Source organism: Geothrix edaphica, assembly GCF_030268045.1.
GTDB classification, from domain to species: Bacteria; Acidobacteriota; Holophagae; order Holophagales; family Holophagaceae; genus Geothrix; species Geothrix edaphica.
In genome coordinates this window covers 443,390-464,997 of the sequence record NZ_BSDC01000003.1, presented here as the reverse complement: position 1 = coordinate 464,997, position 21,608 = coordinate 443,390, and the positions used below count along the sequence as shown (strand labels likewise).

The following is a 21,608-nucleotide window of genomic DNA, read 5'->3' as shown; positions in this document are numbered from 1 at the left end:
CTTACGCACGAGCCGCCGGGAAGGTTGAGGGCCGATGTTCACTTGCTTTGGACAACCTGATCGCTCCCGCTTCCGCTGAAGTATGGTGGGTTCCGGAGGCCGCCGTGCGAACCATCCTCTGTCTTGCCCTCGCCTGTTCCGCCCTGCTGGCCCAGCGGTCCGCGGTGGATGAAGGAGCCCTCCGGGCCCACCTGGCCTTTTTGGCCGACGATGTGCTGGAGGGCCGGGGCACCGGCCAGCGGGGCGGGGAACTGGCCGTGCGCTACCTGGAGACCCAGCTGCAGGTGCTGGGCCTCCAGCCGGCGAATGGATCGAGCTACCGCCAGGCGGTTCGGCTGGCGGGCATCCGCCTGGATCCGGCCGTCAGCACCCTGGCCTTCGAGGGGCCCCGCCAGGTGTCGGTGCCGGCGCTGGGCACGGATCTCGTGATGGGCGCCGCCAGTGCCGAGCCCGTCCTGGCCGTGGATGCCCCCCTGGTCTTCGTGGGCCACGGCATCGCGGCCGGAGGGCGGGACGACTACAAGGGCCTGGACGTGCGGGGGAAGGTGCTCGTGATGCTCGTGGGCGACCGGAAGGGGGAGGCCCCCATGCCTCTCTGCTGCCAGCCCGAGAACTACCAGGGCCGGTGGACCTACAAGTTCGAGGAGGCCCGCCGCCGCGGGGCCGCCGGCGCCCTGCTGGTGCATACGGACGCCTCCGCCGGCTACGGCTGGACCGTGGTCCGGAACAGCTGGAGCGGGGAGCGCTTCCAGCGGGCGGGCTCGGGGCAGGCCGGCGCCATGCAGGGCTGGATCACCGAGGCCTTCGCGCTCCGGCTCTTCGCCGCGGCAGGGCAGGATTTCCGGGCCCTGGCCGCCGGGGCCGACAACCGGGCCTTCCGTCCCGTGTCCCTGCCCATCCGGGCCAGGGGCACGCTGCGCTCCGCCGTGCGGTCGCTGGAGCAGTGGAACGTGGCCGGGCTCCTGCCGGGTACCGACCCGGCCCTCCGGGCCGAGTGCGTGATCTACTCGGCCCACTGGGATCACTTCGGCACGGGGCCGGATGGCGCGATCTACCATGGCGCCGTGGACAACGCCTCCGGCTGCGCGGCGGTCCTGGCCCTGGCGGAGGCGCTGGCGGCCCGGCCACTCCCGCGCAGCGTGCTGTTCCTCTTCCCCTGCGGGGAGGAGCAGGGGCTGCTGGGCTCCTCGGCCTACGTGGCCTCGCCCCTGCGGCCACTGGCGCAGACCCGGCTCGTCATCAACCTCGAGAGCCTCAACGTGGTCGGGCCCACCCGCGACATCGGCCTCCTCGGCTCGGACGATCCCGCCACGCGCGCGCTCTGCAGCCGGGCGGCGGCCGCCTCGGGCCTGGTGATCACGCCGGCGAAGCCCGATCCCGCGGGCCTCTGCTTCCGCTCGGACCACTTCCCCTTCATGCAGGCCGGCGTGCCCGCCCTGTCGCCGGGCTTCTCGCTGGACGGCGGCTGGGACTACCTGGGCGACAAGGCCGCGGCCCAGGCCAAGGCGGCGGACTTCATGAACCACTACCACCGGCCGTCGGATCGCTACCATGCCGACTGGAACCTGGCGGGCCTGATGCAGCAGGTGCGCTTCGCGCTGGAGTTGGGGCGCCTGGCGGGTTCGGAGCGCTGAGGGATTCAGAGGCGGAGGCCGGGCTCTGCCCGGACATCGCGTGGGGGTCAAAGGGGGGACGCAGAGCGAGCTTCAGTGAGCGGGGCGGTCCCCCTTCATGTTAGAGAGCCCGCACGGCCCAGCGCAGCTTGGCGCTGGTGGAGCGTGGGTTGGCGCGGCGCTCCTCGGGCGAGGCGCGGCGGGGCTCGGGGGCGACGGCTGAGTACGTGCCGTCGCGGAGGCCCTGCTGGAAGGCCTTCTTCACGCGCCGGTCCTCGCCGGAGTGGAACGTGAGGATGGCCGCGCGGCCGCCGGGTCTCAAGGCGCCCGGCAGCTGGGCCAGGAAGCGGTCCAGCACGCCGAACTCGTCGTTCACGGCGATGCGCAGGGCCTGGAAGGTGCGCTGGAGGGCCTTCTTGAGCTCGTCATCCTCCAGGCCTGGCAGGGCCCCACGCACGCGGTCCGCCAGCTCCCGCGTGGTGCGGAGGGCTTGGCCCGCCGCCGCGAGGGCAATGGCGTCGGCATGGGGCTCGTCGGCGTTCTCCACCAGCAGCTCCGCCAGGGCGGCCGCATCGAGCGCGGCGAGCAGGTCCGCGGCGGGGCGGCCCTTCTGGGGGTTGAGGCGCAGGTCCAGGGGGCCCTCCGCCTTCCAGGTGAAGCCCCGGGCCGGGTTGTCGATCTGCATGGAGGACACGCCGAGATCCGCCAGCACCAGGTCGAAGGGGCCCAGCTCCGCCGCGACCTTGGCGAGGCCTGCGAAGTTGGTGCGGCGCACGGCCAGCGCGGCCTCGTCGAAGCCCAGGGCCCGCAGCCGCGCCTCGGTGCGCGGCAGCTCCAGCGGGTCCACGTCCAGCCCCACGAGACGGCCGCCCGGCAGCAGCCGGATCAGGAGCTCGCGCGCATGTCCGCCGTAGCCCAGGGTGGCGTCCAGGGCCGCCTCTCCGGGCTGGGGCGCCAGCACCTCGAGGATCTCGTCCACCATGATCGAGCGGTGGGTGCCGGCGGGCGTGTGGCCCCGGGCCGCCACCTTGGCCTGCTCCTCCGCATAGCGCTCCGGCGCCAGCTCCTTGTACTTCTCCTCGAAGCGCCGCGGGTGGGTGCCCTTGTAGCGGGGGCGGCGCTGGCGGGGGGTGTTCGCATCGTCCATGGGTTCCATGATCGCCGCAGACGCCACCCGGAGCGCTACCCTTCCAGCATGGACGTCCCCGCCTTCACCTATCGCCCCATCGGCGTCGTGCGCTCGCCCTACGCGAAGCGCATCGACGCGCCGCATCAGCCCACGGTGGTGGCGGGCACGGAGACGGGCACCCCCGTCGAGGCCACGCTGGAGCTGGAGCCCACGCTGCCGGAGACGGTGCTGCGGGACCTGGCGGGCTTCGAGCGCGTCTGGCTCATCTTCGCCTTCCACCTGAGCGAGGGCTGGGCGCCGCTGGTGCAGCCGCCCCGGGGGCCCCGGGCCAAGCGAGGCGTGCTGGCCACGCGCTCGCCCCACCGGCCCAACGCCATCGGCCTCTCCTGCGTGGAGCTGGTGGCCGTGGAGGGCCGCACCCTCCGCCTGCGGGGCGTGGACCTGCTGGACGGCACGCCGGTGCTGGACCTGAAGCCCTACGTGCCCTACGCCGATGCCTTCCCGCAGGCCCGCGCCGGATGGATCGACGCCGTGGATGCGGCCACGGGCACCCACTCGGCGCCGGGTCCGAAGAAGCCCCGCCGCGCTTGACGGGCTGGCGGGGCCAGTCCACCCTACGGACGCCCCCAACCCCAACCCAGGAGTCTCCCCATGGTGTCGACTGTTTCGCTGGCCCATCTCTGGCTGCCCATCGTGTTGTCCGCCGTGCTGGTCTTCGTGGCCAGCAGCCTCATCCACATGGTGCTGAAGTGGCACAACTCGGACTACCGGGCCCTGTCCAACGAGGAAGAGGTCCGCGCCGCCATTCGCAAGGGCTCGCCTGCTCCCGGCCAGTACGTGCTCCCCCACTGCGGCGACATGAAGGAAATGGGCAAGCCCGAGGTCCAGCAGAAGTACAAGGACGGCCCCGTGGGCTTCCTGGTGCTGAGCCCCAACGGGGTTCCCAACATGGGTAAATCCCTGGGCATGTGGTTCCTCTACTCCCTGGCGGTGGCTTTCATGGCCGCCTATGTGGCCGGACACACCCTGGGCGCTGGCGCGCACTACCTCCAGGTGTTCCGCATCGTGGGCACCGTGTCCTTCCTCACCTACGCCGGCGGCAGCGTGCAGGCGGGCATCTGGATGGGCAAGCCCTGGGGCAGCGTCTTCAAGGATCTCCTCGATGGCCTCATCTACGGCCTGGTGAGCGCTGGCGCCTTCGGCTGGCTCTGGCCGAAGTTCTGAGCCCATGGAACCCGGCCGCGACCGCTACGGACGCCTCTCGTACCGGAGCCTCATCGCCTGGCCGGAGCGCCTGAAGCGCGAGGAACCGCTCCTCCGGCGGGTGCTGGAGGGAGGGCCCTCGCGCCGCGTGCTGGATCTGGGCTGTGGCAGCGGCGAGCACGCCCGCTTCCTGGCCGCCCTCGGCTTCGAGGCCACCGGTGTGGACGCCTCCCCCTCGCAGGTGGAAGCCGCCCGCGAGGCCGACCCCGAGGGCCGCTACGTGCTGGGCAGCCTCACGGCCCTGGCCGACCTGGTGGAGCCGGGCTTCGGCGGAGCCCTCTGCGTGGGCAACACGCTGCCCCACCTGACGGAGGAGGACGACCTGCGCCGCTGCTTCGAGGGGCTGGCGAGCCGCCTGCTTCCCGGCGGCGTCTTCCTGCTCCAGGTCCTGAACTACGACCGCATCCTGGACCGCGGCGAGCGCACCTTCCCGGTGATGGTGCGGCCCGGCGAGGAGGGGGCCGAGACGGTCTTCCTGCGGCTGATGACGCCCCACGCCGACGGGCGCGTGACCTTCACGCCTGCCCACCTGCGCTGGCGCCCGGGCGCCGAGCCGCCCCTGGAGCTGGTCTCCGCCGAGGAGGTGCAGCTCCGCGGCTGGCGCCGCGCCGAGATCGAAACCCTGCTCACCGCCGCGGGCTTCGCGGTGCGGGAGACGCTCGGCGCCATGACCGGCGAGCCCTGGAATCCCACCTCGGCGGACCTGGTTGTGGTGGCCGCGAGAAGTTGAATCAGCCCTTCGGGATCACGTGGAAGAGCACGGCGAAGACGTGGCAGGTGCTGCCTCCCACCACGAAGAGGTGCCAGAGGGCGTGATGGTAGGGCAGCTTCTTCAGGCTGTAGATGGCGGCGCCCAGGCTGTAGAACACCCCGCCGCCGAAGAGCCAGTAGAGGCCGGGGGTGGACAGCGAGCGGCCCAGGGGCGCGGCGGCGATGAGGATGATCCAGCCCATGAGCAGGTAGATGCCCGTGGAGATCCAGCCCATGCGCTTCACGAAAGTGGGATCCACGGGCGTCACCAGCGGCGTGTGCAGGTGGTCCACCGGCGGCGGGCGCAGGGCCGACTTGGCGATCCGGGCGTAGAAGATGGCCTTGAAGGTGATCCCCGCTACGGCGAGGCCCCACACCAGCCCGAAGACGGTCCAGCCCCAGGCCGGGCTCACCCGACCCAGGGCCGAGAGGCAGAAGGGCGTGTAGGTCCCCGCGATGAGCACGAAGATGGCCGAGTGGTCGAAGACCTTGAAGACCAGCTTCACCCGGGGGCCGCGGAAGGCATGGTAGAGCGTGGACATGAGGTAGAGCAGGATGAGGCTGGAGCCGAAGATGGAGGCGCCCACCACGTCCCGGGCGGTGCCGCGGAGCGCCGCGAAGACCACCATCACCACCAGTCCCGCGATGGCCAGGGCCACGCCCAGGCCATGCGTGAGGCTGTTGGCCAGTTCCTCGCGGCGGGATTGGGCGGCTGAGTCGGGAATGACGGCGCTGGGGGACATGGCTCAAGGATGACAGACTCAAGGGAGGTCGTTTCCCGGAGCTTCCATGCGCCTGCGGTCCCTTCTCTTCCTGTTCAGCGCCCTGGCGCTTCTGGCCCAAACGCCCCAGCCCCTGCGCCGCGGCCTGGTGGTCAGCCAGGAGCGGCTGGCCTCGGAGGCTGGCGCGCAGGTGCTGCGCGAGGGCGGCAGCGCGGTCGATGCCGCCGTGGCCACGGCCTTCGCCCTGGCGGTGGTGCATCCGGCGGCAGGCAACCTGGGCGGCGGCGGCTTCCTCCTCTCCCGCCCTACCTCGGGTCAGGCCTCCTTCATCGATTTCCGCGAGACGGCCCCGGCCGTGGCCCACCCCCGCCTGTGGCTGAAAGCGGACGGGACCTACGACGAGGCGAAGCATCACGACAGCCTGGCCAGCGTGGGCGTGCCGGGCACCGTCGCGGGGTTGCGCGAGGCCTGGAAGCGTGAAGGGCGCCTGCCCTGGGCGCGGCTGGTCTCACCCGCCATCCGCCTCGCACGCGAGGGCTTCGTGCTGACGGAGAACCAGGCGGCCAGCCTCGCGGAGCAGCTGCCCGCCTTCGCCCGCCACGCGCCGACTCTGGCCCAGTTCAGCCGGAAGGGCGCGCCCCTCCGCGCCGGGGATCGCCTGGTGCAGCGGGACCTGGTCCGCACCCTCGTCCGGCTCTCGAAGGACTGGACCGACTTCTACCGGGGCGAAACCGCGCGGCTCGTGGTGCGTGACATGAAGGCGAATGGCGGCCTGATCACGGCGGCGGACCTGCGCGCCTACAGGCCCGTGCGGCGCGAGCCCCTGCGCGGGACCTACCGGGGCTACGAGCTGCTGGCCGCGCCGCCGCCCAGCTCCGGCGGCCAGGTGCTGATCGAGGCCCTGAACATCCTCGAAGGCTATGACCTGAAGGCGACGGGCCCCGGTTCGCCGGCGGCGGTCCACCTGACGGCGGAGGCCCTGCGCCGCGCCTTTGCGGACCGCGCCCAGTTCATCGGCGATCCCGGCTTCAATCCGGATATTCCGATGGCGCGGCTGCTCTCCAAGACCTACGCGGCAGAGCTGCGCGCCACCATCCGGCCCGACCGGGCCTCGGCCTCGGATCCGGCCCGGTTCTCCTGGGAGCCGGATCGCCCGCACACCACCCACCTGTCCGTCCTCGACCGCGACGGGAACGCCGTGAGCCTCACCTACACGCTGGAGGAGAGCTACGGCCTACGCCGCATCGTGCCTGGCGCCGGCTTCCTGCTGAACAACGAGCTGGGCGACTTCAACGCCGGACCTGGGCTCACGGATGCCACGGGCCGCATCGGCACGGCGCCGAACCTGGCCCAGCCGGGCAAGCGGCCGCTGTCGAGCATGTGCCCTGTGATCCTTGTGAAGGACGGGGCGGTGTTCATGGTGAGCGGCAGCCCCGGCGGGCGTACCATTCCCGCCACCGTGCTGAACACCGTGCTCAACGTGGTGGACTTCGGCATGGGCGTCCGGGCCGCCGTGGATGCCCCCCGCTTCCACCACCAGTGGCTGCCGGACCGCATCCAGGTGGAGGCCAGCATCCCCGCAGCTACTCAGGAGGCCCTGAAGAACCTGGGCCATGCCCTCAAGGGCGTCCCGAAGCAGGGCTGCGCCCAGGTGATCCTGGTGCGCGCGGGCCAAGCCGAAGGTGCCGCCGACACCAAGCGCTGGCCGGACAGCGGCGTGGCGGTGGAGTGATCAGTTCTTCAGGTGCTTGTCGAACCAGTGGAGCATCTCCCACAGGGTGTGCTCCACGGATTCGCGGGCCACATAGCCGTGGCTCTCCAGGGGCAGGGTGACGTAGCGGGCGGTCTGGCCGTTGCCCTTGAGGGCGGCGTAGAGGCGCTCGCTCTGGATGGGGAAGGTGCCCTGGTTGTTGTCGGCCTCCCCGTGGATGAGCAGGATGGGCGCATTGAAGTGGTTGGCGGCCATGAAGGGCGACACCTTCAGGTACATCTCCGGCGCCTCCCACAGCGTGCGCCGCTCGCTCTGGAAGCCGAAGGGCGTCAGCGTGCGGTTGTAGGCGCCGCTGCGGGCGATGCCGGCCTTGAAGAGGGTGGAATGGGCCAGCAGGTTGGCGGTCATGAAGGCGCCGTAGCTGTGGCCGCCCACGCCCACGCGCTTGGGATCGATGACGCCCAGCTCGTCGGCCTTGTCGATGGCGGCCTTGGCGCTGGCGACCACCTGCTCCAGGTAGGTGTCGTTCACGGTCTTGGGATCGCCCACCACGGGCATGGTGGCGCTGTCCAGCACCACGTAGCCCGAGAGCAGGAAGAACAGGTGGGACATGCCGCTGATGGTGGTGAAGCGGTTGGCGGAGCCGCTCACCTGGCCGGCGGTGCCGGCGTCCGTGAACTCCAGGGGATAGGCCCAGACCACGGCGGGGCGCCGCTCGCCGGCCTTGTAGTCCGGCGGCAGGTACAGGGTGAAGCTGAGGGCCACGCCATCGGGCCGCGTGTACTTCACGAGCTTCTTCTGGATCTTCCGGAGCTCGGGGAGGGGATCCGTGAAGGTCGTGAGGGCCTTCGTGGGGGCGTCCTGGGCGGAGCCGTGCAGGAGGTAGTTCGGCGCTTCGGTGGGACTCTCGCGCCGGGTGATGAAGCGGCCATCCGGCAGCAGGGCGAGGGGAGACTCATAGACATCTTCGCCGCAGCGGAAGAGGCGTTCGGACTTCATCGAAGCGGGATCGAAGCGGTCGAGGAAGGGCCGGTCGCCGGAGGGCGTGGCGCCGGCGCCGGTGAGGAAGAGCTTCCCGCTCTCTTCACGCAGGGCCGTGTGGCCGTTGGACAGCAGGCGGGTCAGGAACGTGCCGGGAGCCTTGTAGCGGTCGTTGGCGCTGAGGTCGAAGGCCAGGCGGGCTTCCGCGGGCTTCGCGGGAGCGATCAGCCAGGTGCGGTTCCACCGGCGGTCCCGGTCATGCTCCCGCACCACGGCCAGGTCGCCGCGCTCGCCCCACTCGAGGCCCGCGAGGCGGGCCTTGAGGCGGATCAGCTCAGTCGGAGCAGCCTTGAAGGGTGCCGCCTGGGTCAGCACGCGGTCGCGGAACTCGGCCTTCTGCTTGGGATCGCCGCCGTCCAGGGCCTCGGCCCAGGCCAGGGTGGCCGGCTCCGTGGGCCGCCAGTGCAGGTGCCGCGGCCCCGTGCGGACGCCTTCGAGGGGGATGCCCTCAGCCAGGGGCAGGTCCGCGGCGGTGTGGACGAGCTTGCCGGCGCGGTCCCAGACCTCTTCGCGGATGGGGAACTGGAAGACCGGCACCAGGTAGGAGAAGGGGCGCTGGAGGCGCGCCACCAGCAGCAGCTTCCCATCCGGCGAGGGCTGCACCTCCGCATAGAGGCCGGGCCTGCCGATGGGCTTCACCGTCCCGGTGGCCAGGTCCACGCGCACCAGCTGGGACTGGCCCAGGAACTCGAACAGGGTCTCGTCGAAGGCGTTCTGGAGGAGGTCCTGGTACGTGGGCGCGGGGGCGGCCTTGCCCTCGGTCTCCTGGATGCGGGGACCGACGGGCACTTCGGGGGCTTGGGGGACCGGACCCTGGTTCGCGGGCACGGCCTTGGCGATCAGGCTGCCGTCTGGCAGCCAGTCCAGGGGCTGGCCCAGCACGGCATTGAGGCTCAGGCCCGGAACGCGATGGAGCTTCCCTGTGGCGGCCTCGCCCACCCACAGCTCGGTGGCCCGGGCGCCGGCGCCGGTCAGCACGAAGCGCCGGCCGTCGGGCGACCAGCGCGGCTGGCCCAGGGCCACGCCGGCGGGCAGGGCGATGGAGGTGGCCGGACCGCCCTTCAGAGCCTGGATGGCGAGGCTCTTCAGCTGCGGCGGGTGGTGGGGTCCGCGGGTGCGGGTGTCCAGGCGCAGGCCCGCCAGCCTCGCCATGGGCTGGGCCAGGGCCCGGATGGGAGGATGGCGCTCGAACTCGGCCAGCAGAAAGCGGTCGCCCACGGGGCTGGCGATCAGAGAGGGCGTTCCCGGCGCGTCCAGCACGGCCTGGATGGCCTTGGGCGCCTTCTGGTAGGGCGTCGGCTGGGCGGCGAGGGCCAGGCACAGGAAGGGCGCGAGGGGACGCAGCATGGGCACTCCGGGGATTTCCGGGAGCATACCACGCCATGCGATGTAAATACTCAGTCGATCCGGAACCGGGCGTGGCTCCCGCCGGGGCCTGGCGTCACTTCCAGCCGGGCCGAGATGCGGGCCTTCACATCGTCCAGGTGGCTGATGAGGCCCACCAGGCGGCCGCCCTGGTTCAGTTCCTCCAGGGTGCGGAGGGCCAGGTCCAGGGCCTCGGAGTCGAGGCTGCCGAAGCCTTCGTCGATGAAAACGGTGTCGAGGCGGATGCCGCCGGCGTGGCGCTGCACCACATCGGAGAGGCCGAGCGCCAGGGCCAGGCTGGCCTGGAAGCCTTCGCCGCCGGACAGGGAACTCACGGCCCGGGCGCGTCCCGTGTGGCTGTCCGTGATCTCCAATTCGAGGCCCCCGGCCCGCCGCAGATCGCCGCCACCTGTGGCCCGCTGCAGGGCGTACCGCTGCTTGCTCATGCGGCGCAGACGCTCCGAGGCTGAGACCAGCACCTCGTCCAGGAGAGCGCCCTGGACGTAGCGCTCGAAGGAGACCCGGGCGCCATCCTCGCCCCGGGCCACGCGGGCCAGACTGGCGGCGGCGCGGTGGCGGCGTTCCTCCGCGCCCTGTCGGGCCTCCAGCGCGGCCAAGGTCGTGGCGAGGCGCTGGAGCGAGGCCTGCTCGGATTGCGCCTGGCCCAGGGCCTCGCCGGCCTGGGAGAAGCGGGCCTGGGCGCGGTCCCGGGCGATCTGAAGGGAAGGCAGGTCCGGCACGGCCATTCCTTCGGGTTGAGATTCGTCACCGGCCGCCGCCAGGGCCGCCGTGAACTCGGCTTCGGTTTTCCGGACCTCCACCCGGGCAGTTTCCAGGCGGTTCCCGTGCGACTTGAGGGCAGCCTCCGCCTCGATGGCCACCGTCTGGGCCGCGTCCCGGGCTGCGCGGGCCGCCTTCCGACTGGATTCAGATTGGGCCAGCGCTTCCTCCGCCTTCCGCCGCCGGGCCGCGAGCGCTCCGGGAATGCGTAGGTCCTCCGACAGGGCCTCCTCGTGGACCTTCACCCTGGCCTGGGCCCCGGCTGCCTGGAACGCCACCTCCGATTGGCGCTGGGCGGTGGCGGCGAGCTGGGCCTCCGCCAGCTTCTGGGCCTCTTCCGCCTCGGCCTGGATCCGCTCGGCCCTGGTCAGGCTGGTCTCGGCCTGGCGGCTGCGTTCCAGTGCTTCCAGGGATCGCGCCTCCTCGGCCGCCAGGGTGGCGGGATCGGCGTGTGCGTCCTCGCCCAAGTGGTGGGCGAGATCCTCGCGGCGGGCACGGGCCGTCTCCAGATCCGAGAAGCGCGCGGCGGCCGTCTTCTGGGCCTGGCCCAGGGCCGCCTCGGCCTCGTCCTGCTGGGTCTGGGCCCGCCGGAGGGCCTGGTCGTCCGGATGGTCCGAGGAAGGCGCCGCGGGCCGGGGATGGGTCTCGCTGCCGCAGACGGGACACGGCTCGCCGGGGTTCAGGTTCTGGGCCAGGTGGGCTGCCTGGGCGGCGAGTTGCCGTTCCTGGAGGTTCCGGAGCTGGGCGCGGGCCGCCTGGACCGACTGTTCGGCGGCCTTCAACCGGGCCTGGGCCGAGTCATGGACGGCCGAGGCGTGCTCGGCCAGCTGCTTCGCCTGGTCGAACTGCTCGCGTTGCGCCCGCTTCTGGCGGGCCAGGCGGAGCAGGCCGTCGCGGCCTTTCAACTGGGAGGCCTCGGTCTGCAGCTGCTGCAGGAGGGCCTTCTGGCGCGTGGCCTCCTGTCCGGCGGCATCGCGGCGCTGGGTCTGCTCCTCGGCCAGTTTCTTGAGGTGCTGGCCCTGCCGGGCGGCCTCCGCAGTTTCCTGCCTGGCCTGTTCCAGGGCCACCAGCCTGGGTTCAAGTTCCTTCAGGCGGTCGATGGCGCGGCGCAGGTCCTCGCGGCGGGGCTCCTCGCCTTCGGCCTCGGCCAGAGTACCTTCGGCCTTGGTGAGGGCCAGGGCCCGTGAATCCGCGGCCTCCGCCAGGCGGATGGCCTCCTGTTCCAGCGTGTGGACCCGGGCGAGGGCCGCCTCCAGATGCTTCCCCTCGCGCAGGACCGCCTCGGCCTGGTCGGAGGCGACCCGGGCTTCCGTCTGTTCTTGGCTTCGGTCCTTCACGCGTTGGGCCGCAGCCGCTAGGCGGTCAGGCAGTTCCTGGGTGGTTGCCACGCCAGCCTGCTCAAGGAGCTGCCGGGCCTCGGCCTGGGCTGTGAGGAGCGAGCCGCGCAGGGTCTTCTCCTCCTCCGCCAGGGCCTCGGCGATGGCGGCGTAGCGGCCGGTCTGGAAGAGGGTCTGGAGGATGGCCTGGCGCTCGGCGGAGCCTGCCAGCATGAACTCCTGGAAGCGGCCCTGGGGCAGCAGGACCACCTGCCGGAACTGGCTGGCCTTGAAGCCCAGCAGGTCCGCGACCTTGGCATCCACGACCGTGGGCTTTTCCGTGGCCAGGGGCACCTCGGCGCCGTCCACCAGCTCCCACAGGTGGGCAGCATAGAGCTGCTTCTTCGTGCCGCCGCCCCGCTGCTTCGGCACCTGCTGTTCCGGCGTGCGCTCCACCCGGTACGTCTTCCCGCCCAGGGCGAAGTCGAAGGTCACGCGGGTGGGGGTGTCCGCGGCGGCGAAGTGGCTGCGCAGGTCGCGGGTCTCGCGCTGGCCGCCGCTGGTCTGGCCGTAGAGGGCGTAGCTGATGCCGTCGAGGAGGCTGGTCTTGCCCGCGCCCGTGGGGCCGTGGATGAGGAAGAAGGACTGGTCGCCCAGGTCCGCGAAGTCCAGCTCCTGCAGTCCCGCGTAGGGACCGAAGGCGTCCAGGCTGAGGCGCAGGGGCTTCATTCGGCGGCCTCCCCGGACAGCAGCCGTCCGGCCACGGCGTGGAAGAGGGCGCGCTCTTCGTCATCCATCCCACGGCCCGCGGTGTCCTGGAAGAAGGTCTCGAAGAGGAGCGCGGGATCCAGGTCTCGATCTGCGGTTCTCACGATGTCCTGGGCCGGTGCGGCCGGCGGAGCGGGCTGGATGCCGAGGATGTTGGGGTAGATCTGGCGCAGGCGGGCCATGGCGTCCAGCACCGGGCCCTCGTCCAGCAGATCCAGGAACAGGTAGTCGTCGGGGTTCCCCTGGGGTCCGCGCATGAGGTCATCGAAGTGCCCGCGCAGGCGCCGCAGGTCGCGGCGGGGCGTGAGGGGCAGCGACTCGGTGTGGGCGGGGCCGCGCTCCGGCAGCTCCACCAGGGTCAGGGCCTTGGTGTGGGTGGCCTCGGAGGCGCTGTACTTGAGCAGGCTCCCGGCGTAGCGCACCTGGGGAAACCCGGCCACCTGCGGCCGGTGGAGGTGGCCCAGGGCCGCGTAGTCGCAGTCCCGGAAGAGGGCCGCGTCCACCTCGCCGGTGCCGCCCACAGCCAGGCCCAGCTCCGAGTCCGAACCTTCGCCTCCGGCCACGAAGGCGTGGGCCACGGCGATGAAGCGGCGGCCCTCCGGGTGGGCGGCGCGGGCCCGGGCCAGCTGGGCCGCCAGGGCGTCCTGGTGGGTGCGGATGCCCTCGTCCTGGAGCGCGTGGCGGGCCATGACGGGATCCGCGTAGGGCAGGAGGTGGAAGGCGGCGGAGCCGATGAGGACGGGCGCCGCCGCCTCCAGGGTGCCCGCCACATGGAGGCCCTGGGCGCCGAGGAAGCCGGAGGCGAAGCCCAGGCGCTCGGGGCTGTCGTGGTTGCCGGCGATGAGGAGCACGGGCACGCCCAGGCCCCGCACGAGGCGGTCGAGGGCATCATCCAGCAGGGCCACGGCCTCCTTCGGGGGCACGGCGCGGTCGTAGACATCCCCGGCCACCACCAGGGCCTCGGCACGGGTCTCCCTGGCCATGGCCGCCACCTGGTCGAGGGCGTGGGCCTGGTCCTCCAGGAGGTTGGCGTTGCAGAGGGTCTTGCCGAGGTGCCAGTCGGAGGTGTGGAGGAAGCGCATGGGGTTCCGGAAGGTGGTGTCGTCTTCCGAGTATTGCATCCCAGAACGACGAAGCCCCCTTGCGGGGGCCTCGTCTGCAGGTCGGGGAAGGAACTACTCCCGTTCCGCCTTGTTGAAGGCGTCAGCCAGGGTCGCCTTCTTGAACTCGGGCTGACGGGCCTTGGCGGCTTCCATGTCGCCGCGCTCCATGTCCTGCTCCAGCTGCTTGACGGAGAGGCCGATGCGGCGCTCGGTGGGATCGAGCTTCACGATCTTCATGGTGAGCTCCTGGCCGGCGGCGAACTCCTTCTGGATGTCCTCCACCCGCTTGCGGCTCAGCTCGGAGACGTGCACCAGGCCCTCGATGCCGTCGCCGAGGTCGACGAAGGCGCCGAAGTCGGTCAGGCGGGCGATCTTGCCGGTGAGCACGGCGCCCACATTGTGGTTCTCGAAGAAGATCTCCCAGACATTGGGCTCCATCTGCTTCACGCCGAGGCTCATGCGCTGGGCCAGGGGGTCCAGGTTGAGGACCTTGGCGGTGACTTCGTCGCCCTTCTTCACGATCTCGCCGGGGTGCTTGATCTTCTTGGTCCAGCTGAAGTCGGACACGTGGATGAGGCCGTCGATGCCCTCTTCCAGCTCGACGAAGGCGCCGAACTCCGTGATGTTGCGCACGGTGCCCGTGACGATCATGCCGGGCTGGTACTTCTCGGCGATGGCCATCCAGGGGTTGGGGGTGATCTGCTTCATGCCGAGGCTGATGCGGCGGTTCTCGCTGTCCACCTGCAGGATCAGGGCCTCGACCTGGTCGCCCAGGTTGACCATGCCCTTGGCGGACTTGACCTTCTTGGTCCAGCTCATCTCGGAGACGTGGACCAGGCCCTCGATGCCGGGCTCCAGCTCCACGAATGCGCCGTAGTCGGTGATCGAGACGACCTTGCCCTTGACGGTGGCCTGGATGGGGTAGCGCTCCTCGACGGAGAGCCAGGGATCCGGGAACTTCTGCTTGTAGCCGAGGCTGACGCGCTCGGTGTCCTTGTCGTACTTGAGCACGGCCACTTCGACCTTGTCGCCCACCTGGAACATCTCGCTGGGGTGGTTGAGCCGGCCCCAGGACATGTCGGTGATGTGCAGCAGGCCGTCCACACCGCCGAGGTCGACGAAGGCGCCGTACTCGGTGATGTTCTTGATGGTGCCCTCGACCAGCTTGCCTTCCTCGAGGCCCGCGAGGGTCTCTTCCTTCAGGCTCGCGTTGATGGTCTCGAGGAACAGCTTGCGGGACAGCACGATGTTGCCCCGGCGGCGGTTGACCTTGATGACCTTCATGTCGAAGGACTTGCCGAGGTAGGGATCCAGGTTGCGGACGGGCTTCATGTCCACCTGGCTGCCGGGCAGGAAGGCGCGGATGCCGATGTCCACGGCCAGGCCGCCCTTGACCTTCTCGAGCACCGTGCCGTGCACGGTCATGTTGGAGCGGAAGGCCTTCTCGACCTCGTCCCAGATCTTCATCTTCTCGGCGCGTTCGCGGCTGAGGCGCACGTTGCCGTTGGCGTCCTCGAGCATCTCGAGCAGCACTTCGACCACGTCGCCCACCTGGACGCCCTGGGTGCCGTCAGGGTTGTTGAACTCGTCGAGATTGACGGTGCCCGAACCCTTGTAGCCGATGTCGATGATGACGTCCTTGCCGCGGATCTCCACGACGACGCCACGCACGACCTCTTCCTCACGCAGGCCGCGGGTCTCGCCCTGCAGCGCGGCCATGAACTCCTGGCCTTCCTCGGTGCCGTCCTCGATATACCCCGAGTCGAGCACGGTGATGCGGCCCATCTGCTTGGAGCCCAGGCCCTTGATGATTGCTTCTAACTTGGACATGTAAGTCCACCTCTTTTGGTTGCGCCCACGCTCTGGTGGTGCGCTGGAATCCCGGCACACGAAGTCCGGCAGAACGGACAGGTTATCGGGGAATGCCTTGAGAGGCCAGGAAAAAGGGCCGGGCAGCCTTCAGAGTGTGTTTTAGAATTCGCACGGACCGCGCTGGGAGCGCCGGGCGAGCATGGCTAGGAGAGGGCCCGCAGGCATGGTGGTTCCATGCTTAGGGCCCGGGACGACGCCAGGCGACGCCCGCCGGCCCAGCCCGGAGGGACGGCGGCCAGCCGCGCGCCCAGCTGTGTCACCGCGCTTGGACGATGTCCCGCATCGCCCTGCGCACGCTTCCTTGCTGGATCACGCGGCTGACCACCGTCGCGGCTCGCGGGAATTCTAAAACGCACTCTTAGACCGAGATGACCACGATCTCGGGGTCCACTTCCTTCTGGAGCATGCCCTCGATGGCCACCAGGGTGCCGGTGAGGCTGGCGGGGCAGCTGCCACAGGCGCCCATATACCGGATCATGACCTGCTTCTCGTGGCGACCGATCAGCTCGAGGCCGCCGCCGTCCGCCGCCAGGGCGGGCAGGATGGCGCTCTCCAGCACCATGCGGATGTCCTTGAGCATGGGGTCGTTCTCGTCGTCCACCTTGCTGAAGACCCGGGGTCCTCCGGCCGCGGGGGCCTGCCCGCCACCGGCACCCGCCGCAGCGCGGATGGGCGCGGCCAGCAAGGGCAGCATCTCGGGCCAGCCCTTGTCGTCGGTCTTGGTGACGGTGAGGAACTTGTCCTGCATGAAGACCGAGGTGACGTTCCCCACGGCGAAGAGGCCTTTGGCCAGCTCGTCGTGCTCGGCGGTCTCCGCGTTGGGGAAGGACTTGGGGAAGCCCAGGGCCACGGCTTCCTTCAGCACGAACTTCACGGCGTTGGGGTTGGGGGTGTATTCGATCTCGGCGATCTTCGGCATGGCTATTCCGTACTCGCTTCTTCCTCGCCTTTCAGCGCGGCGTGGAGGGTGGCCCAGGGGAGGACGGCGCACTTCACGCGGCTGGGCAGGTCCCTGACGCCGCTGAAGAGGGTGAGCTTGCCCAGCAGGGGCGCCTGGGTGGCGGGGTCCAGGTCGCCGCGCACCATGCCGCGGAACTGCTCGGCCATGGCTTCGGCCTCGGCGACGGATTTCCCCTTCACGGCCCCGGTCATGAGGCTCGCGCTCGCCGTGTCGATGGCGCAACCACTGCCCTGGAACTTGATGTCCTGCACCACGCCGTTCTCGATGACCAGGGTCAGGTCGAGCTGGTCGCCGCACAGGGGGTTGAAGCCCTCGGCGTGATGGGTACAGGCCTCAAGCTTCCCGAAGTTCCGGGGCTTCTTGTTGTGCTCCAGGATCACCTGCTGGTAGAGCTCGCGGGGGTCGGTCATTTGAACAGCTCGATGGCCTTCACGACGGCCGATACCAGGATGTCCACTTCCTCGCGGGTGTTGAAGTAGGCGAAGGAGGCGCGGGTGGTGGCGGGTACGCAGAAGCGGGTCATGACGGGCTGGGCGCAGTGGTGGCCGGCGCGGACCACGACACCTTCGCCATCCAGCAGGCTGCCCATGTCGTGGGCGTGGATGCCCTCGACCACGAAGGACAGGACGCTCGCCTTCTCCTTGGCGTTCCCCAGGATGCGCAGGCCGGGAATGGCCTCCAGGCGCTCCGTGGCGTAGGCCAGCAGCTCGTGCTCGTGGGCGGCGATGCGGTCCAGGCCCAGGGCCGTCACGTAGTCGAGGGCGGTGCCGAGGCCGATGGCGGCGGCGATGGGCGGGGTGCCCGCCTCGAACTTGCCTGGCGCGGCGATGTAGGTGGTCTTCTCCCAGCTGACGGAGCGGATCATGTTGCCGCCGCCGTGCCAGGGGGGCATGGCCTCCAGGTGCGCCAGCTTGCCGTAGAGCACACCGATGCCCGTGGGACCGGACAGCTTGTGGCCGCTGAAGGCGTAGAAGTCGGCATCCAGGTCCTGCACGTCCACCTGGAGGTGGGGCACGGCCTGGGCGCCATCCACCAGCACGGGCACGCCCTTGGCATGGGCCCTGGCGATGATCTCCTTCACGGGGTTCACGGTGCCGAGGACGTTGCTGACATGCACCACGCCGAGGAGCCTGGTTCGTTCGGTGATGAGCTCATCGAGGGAATCCAGGATCAGCTCACCCGCATCGGTCATGGGGATGACCTTGAGGGTGGCGCCCTTCTCCTGGGCCAGCATCTGCCAGGGCACGATGTTGGCATGGTGCTCCATGGCGGACAGGAGGATCTCGTCGCCTTCCTTCACCATCATCCGGCCGAAGGTCTGGGCGACGAGGTTGATGGACTCGGTGGTGCCCCGGGTCCACACGATCTCCTTGATGGAGGCGGCGCCGATGAACCGGCGCACCTTCTCGCGGGCGGCCTCGTAGAAATCGGTGGCCTCCTGGCTGAGGGTGCTCACGCCCCGGTGGACGTTGGTGTGCTCATCCCGCTGGTACTTCGTCATGCGCTCGATGGCCTGGACGGGCATCTGGCCGCTCACGGCGCTGTCGAGGTAGACCACCGGCTTGCCGTTCAGCACGCGGGAGAGCAGGGGGAAGTCCTTGCGGATGGCCGCCACGTCAAGGGGCTGGAGGGCGGTGCTCATGTGAGGTCCCCCAGCGAGGTGGCCTGGGTGCGGGCCATGACGACCTGCCGCAGGGCGCGGCGCAGGCTGGCCACGGGGATGTGGGTGAGCACGTCCGCCGCGAAGCCGTAGGTGAGGAGGTTGCGCGCATCGTCGGCGTTCATGCCGCGGCTCTGGAGGTAGAACAGCTCCTCGGGATCCAGCTGGCCCACGGCGGCGCCGTGGCTGCACTTCACGTCGTCGGCGTAGATCTCCAGCTGGGGCTTGGTGTCCACCCGGGCGGCTTCCGAGAGCAGCAGGTTGCGGCTCTGCTGCCGGGCGTCCGTGCCCTGGGCGCCCTTGGCCACGAGGATCTGGCCGTTGAAGACGGCCCGGGCCTTCCCGTCCACGATGCACTTGTGCAGCTGGTGGCTGGAGGCGCCCGGCTCGGCGTGGTGCAGGAAACTGTGGGTGTCGGCCACCTGGGCGCCATCCAGCAGGGCCAGGCCATCGAGGCTGGCCTCCGCGCCCTCGGCCAGGCGCACCCAGGGCTGCTGGCGGGAGAGGCGGGCTCCGAAGCTGAGGGTGCGGGAATGGTACTGGGCGCCCTTGCCGACCTCGGCCTTGAGGGTTCCGAGGTGGAAGGCCTCGCTGCTCTCGCGCTGCACGCGCTCGTGGCGCAGGACGGCCCCTTCCGCCACATGGACTTCAACCACTGGGCAGCTCAGGTAGGTGCCCTCGCCGTGGTGCTCCTCGACCAGCTCCAGTTCCGCGCCGCGCTCCAGCATCACAAGGATCCGGGGGAAGACGGCGATGGGTGTCTCGGCCTTGGTGATGAAGAGCAGGTGCAGGGGCAGGGCCACCTTCAGGTTCTTGGGCACCAGGATGACGGCGCCATCCTCGAAGCGGGCGGTGTTCAGGTCCTCGAAGACGCACTTCGCAGCGCCGTTCCCGATGCTGCCCAGCGCATGGCAGGCTTCGCTGGCGTGGGACATGGGGAAGTAGCGCACCCCGGCGGGGACGGCCGAGGCGCAGCTGGCGTGGGAGGCATGGTGGCCGTTCACGAAGACCTGACGCGTGCCCACCATCTCGGGGAGCAGGTGCCCGGCGATGTCCACGGTGGCCCGGGGCGCGGGGCCGAAGCCGGTGGCGGCCAGGGCCTTCAGATCCGTGTACTTCCAGTCCTCGTCGGAGGACGTGGGTAGGTCGCGGCCCGCCAGCCGCCGTTCCGCCGCTTCGCGCAGCGAAGCCCACTCGGCGGGTCTGGGACCGCTGAGCAGGTCTGGCAGCAGGCTAGAGCCGACTGTGGCCGTGGTCATCGGGTGCCCCCGGCGGCGGCTTCCTCCAGCACCCAGTCGTAGCCGCGGTCCTCGAGCTCCGTGGCCAGTTCCTTGCCGGCGCTCTTGAGGATGCGGCCGCCGGAGAGCACATGCACGAACTGGGGCTGGATGGTCTCCAGGATGCGGGGGAAGTGGGTGATGATCAGCAGGGCGCGATCGGGGCGCTGGAGCCTGTTCACGGCGTCGCCCAGGACGCGCAGGGCGTCGATGTCCAGGCCGCTGTCCAGCTCATCCAGGATGGCCAGCTTGGGTTCCAGCACGGCCATCTGGAGGATCTCGTTGCGCTTCTTCTCGCCGCCACTGAAGCCCTCGTTGAGGCTGCGGTCCAGGAACTCCTCCTTCATGGCCACGAGCTTGATCTTCTCGTGGATGAAGTCGTCGAACTCCAGCGGATCCAGCTCGTCGCGGCCCTCGGCCTCGGCCTTCTTGTTGTAGGCCAGCCGCAGGAACGCGGCGTTGCTCACGCCCGGCACCTCGATGGGGTGCTGGAAGCCCATGAAGATCCCGGCCCGGGCCCGGGCATCGGGTTCCAGCTCGAAGAGGTTCCTGCCTTCGTAGAGCACTTCGCCGCCTGTGACTTCGTAGGCCGGGTGGCCCACCAGCACCTTGCCCAGCGTGGACTTGCCCGAGCCGTTGGGGCCCATGATGGCGTGGATCTCCCCCGCCTTGAGCTCCAGATCGATCCCCTTCAGCACCGGCGTGCCGTTGATCGAGGCGGTGAGGTTCTTGATGGAAAGCATGGGCACTCCGGGGGTCATCCGACACTTCCTTCGAGCTTGAGCGACAGCAGCTTGGTGGCTTCGACGGCGAACTCCATGGGGAGCTCGCGGAAGACGTCCTTGCAGAAGCCGTTGATGATCATGCTGATGGCTTCCTCGGCGGGGATGCCGCGCTGCTGGAAGTAGAGCAGCTGCTCTTCGCCGATCTTGCTGGTGGTGGCCTCGTGCTCCACCCGCGCGCTGCGGTTCTGCACCTCGATGTAGGGGAAGGTGCTGGCGCTGCAGGACTGCCCGATGAGCATGGAATCGCACTGGCTGAAGTTGCGGGCGCCCTCGGCCTTGGGCTGCACCTTCACCAGGCCGCGGTAGCTGTTGGAGCTGTCGCCGGCGCTGATGCCCTTGCTGATGATGGTGCTCTTCGTGTTGCGGCCGATGTGGATCATCTTCGTGCCGGTGTCGGCCTGCTGCTTGTGGTTGGTGAGGGCCACGCTGTAGAACTCGCCGATGCTGTCGTCGCCCAGCAGGATGCAGCTGGGGTACTTCCAGGTGATGGCGCTGCCGGTCTCCACCTGGGTCCAGCTGATGTGCGAGCCCTTGCCCTTGCAGAGGCCGCGCTTGGTCACGAAGTTGAAGATGCCGCCCACGCCGTCCTTGTCGCCGGCGTACCAGTTCTGCACCGTGCTGTACTTGATGGAGGCCCGGTCCAGGGCCACCAGCTCCACCACGGCCGCGTGCAGCTGGTTGGTGTCGAACTGGGGTGCGGTGCAGCCCTCCAGGTAGCTCACGCTGGCGCCTTCCTCGGCCACGATGAGGGTGCGCTCGAACTGGCCCGACTCCTTGTTGTTGATGCGGAAGTAGGTGCTCAGGTCCATGGGGCAGGCCACGCCCCTGGGGATGAACACGAAGCTGCCGTCCGTGAACACCGCGCTGTTGAGGGCCGCGTAGAAGTTGTCGGAGGAGGGCACCACGCTGCCCAGGTACTGCTTCACCAGGTCCGGGTGGGACTTCACGGCCTCGCTGAAGCTGCAGAAGATGATGCCGACGGCGGCCAGCTTCTCCCGGTAGGTCGTCGTCACGCTCACGGAGTCGAAGACCACGTCCACGGCCACGCCCGCCAGGGCCTCCTGCTCGTGGATGGGCACGCCCAGCTTCTCGAAGGTGCGCCGCAGCTCGGGATCCACCTCATCCATGGAGGCGTACTGGGGCTTCCTGGGCTTGGGGGCGCTGTAGTAGACGATCTTCTGGAAGTCGGGTTTCGGGTACTCCACCTTGGCCCACTCGGGCTCGACCATGGTCAGCCAGTGGCGGTAGGCCTTGAGGCGGAACGCCAGCAGCCACTCGGGTTCCCCCTTCTTGGCCGAGATGAACCGGATGACGTCCTCGTTGAGTCCGGGCGCGACGCTGTCCGCCTCGATGTCGGTCACGAAGCCGTACTTGTATTCCTGGCTGGTGACCGCATTCAAGGTGGTGCTCATGCCCGCCTCCCGTGGGTTCTATTCTGGAATCTCGACTAAAATTGTCAACTTAATACGCAGTGCAGTCGATCACGCCTGGT

General features: G+C 69.8%; 17 protein-coding genes. 5 read left to right on the top strand and 12 right to left on the bottom strand.

Annotation, left to right across the window (positions count from 1 at the left end):
- The first annotated feature begins 104 nt into the window (after positions 1-104).
- Positions 105-1,634, top strand: a complete 1,530-nt coding sequence (locus QSJ30_RS12915) for a M28 family peptidase (protein WP_285609894.1) — start codon at positions 105-107, stop codon at positions 1,632-1,634.
- 100 nt (positions 1,635-1,734) lie between these two features.
- Here the strand turns inward: QSJ30_RS12915 and rsmH are convergent, their stop codons facing one another.
- On the bottom strand, positions 1,735-2,760 hold the full coding sequence (gene rsmH / locus QSJ30_RS12910) for a 16S rRNA (cytosine(1402)-N(4))-methyltransferase RsmH (RefSeq protein ID WP_285609892.1): 1,026 nt from the start codon (positions 2,758-2,760) through the stop codon (positions 1,735-1,737).
- Positions 2,761-2,808: 48 nt separating this feature from the next.
- Here rsmH and tsaA point away from each other — a divergent pair, with 48 nt between their 5' ends.
- Genes tsaA through QSJ30_RS12895 form a run of 3 tightly spaced genes read left to right on the top strand, consistent with a single transcriptional unit; the run spans position 2,809 to position 4,735 of the window.
- Complete coding sequence (gene tsaA / locus QSJ30_RS12905; RefSeq protein ID WP_285609891.1) at positions 2,809-3,333, top strand: tRNA (N6-threonylcarbamoyladenosine(37)-N6)-methyltransferase TrmO; 525 nt, start codon at positions 2,809-2,811, stop codon at positions 3,331-3,333.
- Positions 3,334-3,393: 60 nt separating this feature from the next.
- Entirely contained in the window at positions 3,394-3,966 is a 573-nt protein-coding gene (locus QSJ30_RS12900) for a hypothetical protein (protein ID WP_285609890.1), read from the top strand.
- 4 nt (positions 3,967-3,970) lie between these two features.
- Positions 3,971-4,735: a class I SAM-dependent methyltransferase gene (locus tag QSJ30_RS12895; RefSeq protein ID WP_285609889.1), complete on the top strand. Its 765-nt coding sequence runs from the start codon at positions 3,971-3,973 to the stop codon at positions 4,733-4,735.
- Between the two features lies 1 nt (position 4,736).
- On the opposite strand, the gene trhA is transcribed toward QSJ30_RS12895, so the two are convergent.
- Complete coding sequence (gene trhA / locus QSJ30_RS12890) at positions 4,737-5,498, bottom strand: PAQR family membrane homeostasis protein TrhA (RefSeq protein ID WP_285609888.1); 762 nt, start codon at positions 5,496-5,498, stop codon at positions 4,737-4,739.
- A 46-nt stretch (positions 5,499-5,544) separates the two neighbouring features.
- Here trhA and ggt point away from each other — a divergent pair, with 46 nt between their 5' ends.
- Positions 5,545-7,209, top strand: coding sequence for a gamma-glutamyltransferase (ggt, locus tag QSJ30_RS12885; RefSeq protein WP_285609887.1), 1,665 nt, complete (start codon positions 5,545-5,547; stop codon positions 7,207-7,209).
- Here ggt and QSJ30_RS12880 read toward each other — a convergent pair whose 3' ends face one another.
- From QSJ30_RS12880 to sufB, 10 genes are all read right to left on the bottom strand, one after another.
- Complete coding sequence (locus QSJ30_RS12880; RefSeq protein ID WP_285609886.1) at positions 7,210-9,576, bottom strand: S9 family peptidase; 2,367 nt, start codon at positions 9,574-9,576, stop codon at positions 7,210-7,212.
- A gap of 50 nt (positions 9,577-9,626) precedes the next feature.
- Positions 9,627-12,419, bottom strand: coding sequence for an AAA family ATPase (locus QSJ30_RS12875; protein ID WP_285609884.1), 2,793 nt, complete (start codon positions 12,417-12,419; stop codon positions 9,627-9,629).
- The gene (locus QSJ30_RS12870) at positions 12,416-13,579 is read right to left on the bottom strand and encodes an exonuclease SbcCD subunit D (RefSeq protein WP_285609882.1); all 1,164 of its coding nucleotides are present in this window, start codon (positions 13,577-13,579) and stop codon (positions 12,416-12,418) included. Before QSJ30_RS12870 ends, QSJ30_RS12875 begins: the two co-directional genes overlap by 4 nt.
- A 54-nt stretch (positions 13,580-13,633) precedes the next feature.
- Complete coding sequence (locus tag QSJ30_RS12865) at positions 13,634-15,391, bottom strand: 30S ribosomal protein S1 (RefSeq protein ID WP_285609880.1); 1,758 nt, start codon at positions 15,389-15,391, stop codon at positions 13,634-13,636.
- Between the two features lie 400 nt (positions 15,392-15,791).
- The gene (locus QSJ30_RS12860) at positions 15,792-16,352 is read right to left on the bottom strand and encodes a NifU family protein (protein WP_285609878.1); all 561 of its coding nucleotides are present in this window, start codon (positions 16,350-16,352) and stop codon (positions 15,792-15,794) included.
- Between the two features lie 2 nt (positions 16,353-16,354).
- Complete coding sequence (sufU, locus tag QSJ30_RS12855) at positions 16,355-16,804, bottom strand: Fe-S cluster assembly sulfur transfer protein SufU (protein WP_285609876.1); 450 nt, start codon at positions 16,802-16,804, stop codon at positions 16,355-16,357.
- Positions 16,801-18,036, bottom strand: coding sequence for a cysteine desulfurase (locus tag QSJ30_RS12850; RefSeq protein WP_285609874.1), 1,236 nt, complete (start codon positions 18,034-18,036; stop codon positions 16,801-16,803). The genes sufU and QSJ30_RS12850 overlap by 4 nt, the downstream gene beginning before the upstream one ends.
- Entirely contained in the window at positions 18,033-19,313 is a 1,281-nt protein-coding gene (sufD, locus tag QSJ30_RS12845) for a Fe-S cluster assembly protein SufD (protein ID WP_285609873.1), read from the bottom strand. The genes QSJ30_RS12850 and sufD overlap by 4 nt, the downstream gene beginning before the upstream one ends.
- Positions 19,310-20,074 carry a Fe-S cluster assembly ATPase SufC gene (sufC, locus tag QSJ30_RS12840; RefSeq protein ID WP_285609871.1) on the bottom strand — a complete coding sequence of 255 codons (765 nt, stop codon included), beginning with the start codon at positions 20,072-20,074 and terminating at the stop codon, positions 19,310-19,312. Before sufC ends, sufD begins: the two co-directional genes overlap by 4 nt.
- A gap of 14 nt (positions 20,075-20,088) precedes the next feature.
- Positions 20,089-21,528: a Fe-S cluster assembly protein SufB gene (sufB, locus tag QSJ30_RS12835; RefSeq protein WP_285609869.1), complete on the bottom strand. Its 1,440-nt coding sequence runs from the start codon at positions 21,526-21,528 to the stop codon at positions 20,089-20,091.
- Positions 21,529-21,608 lie beyond the last annotated feature (80 nt).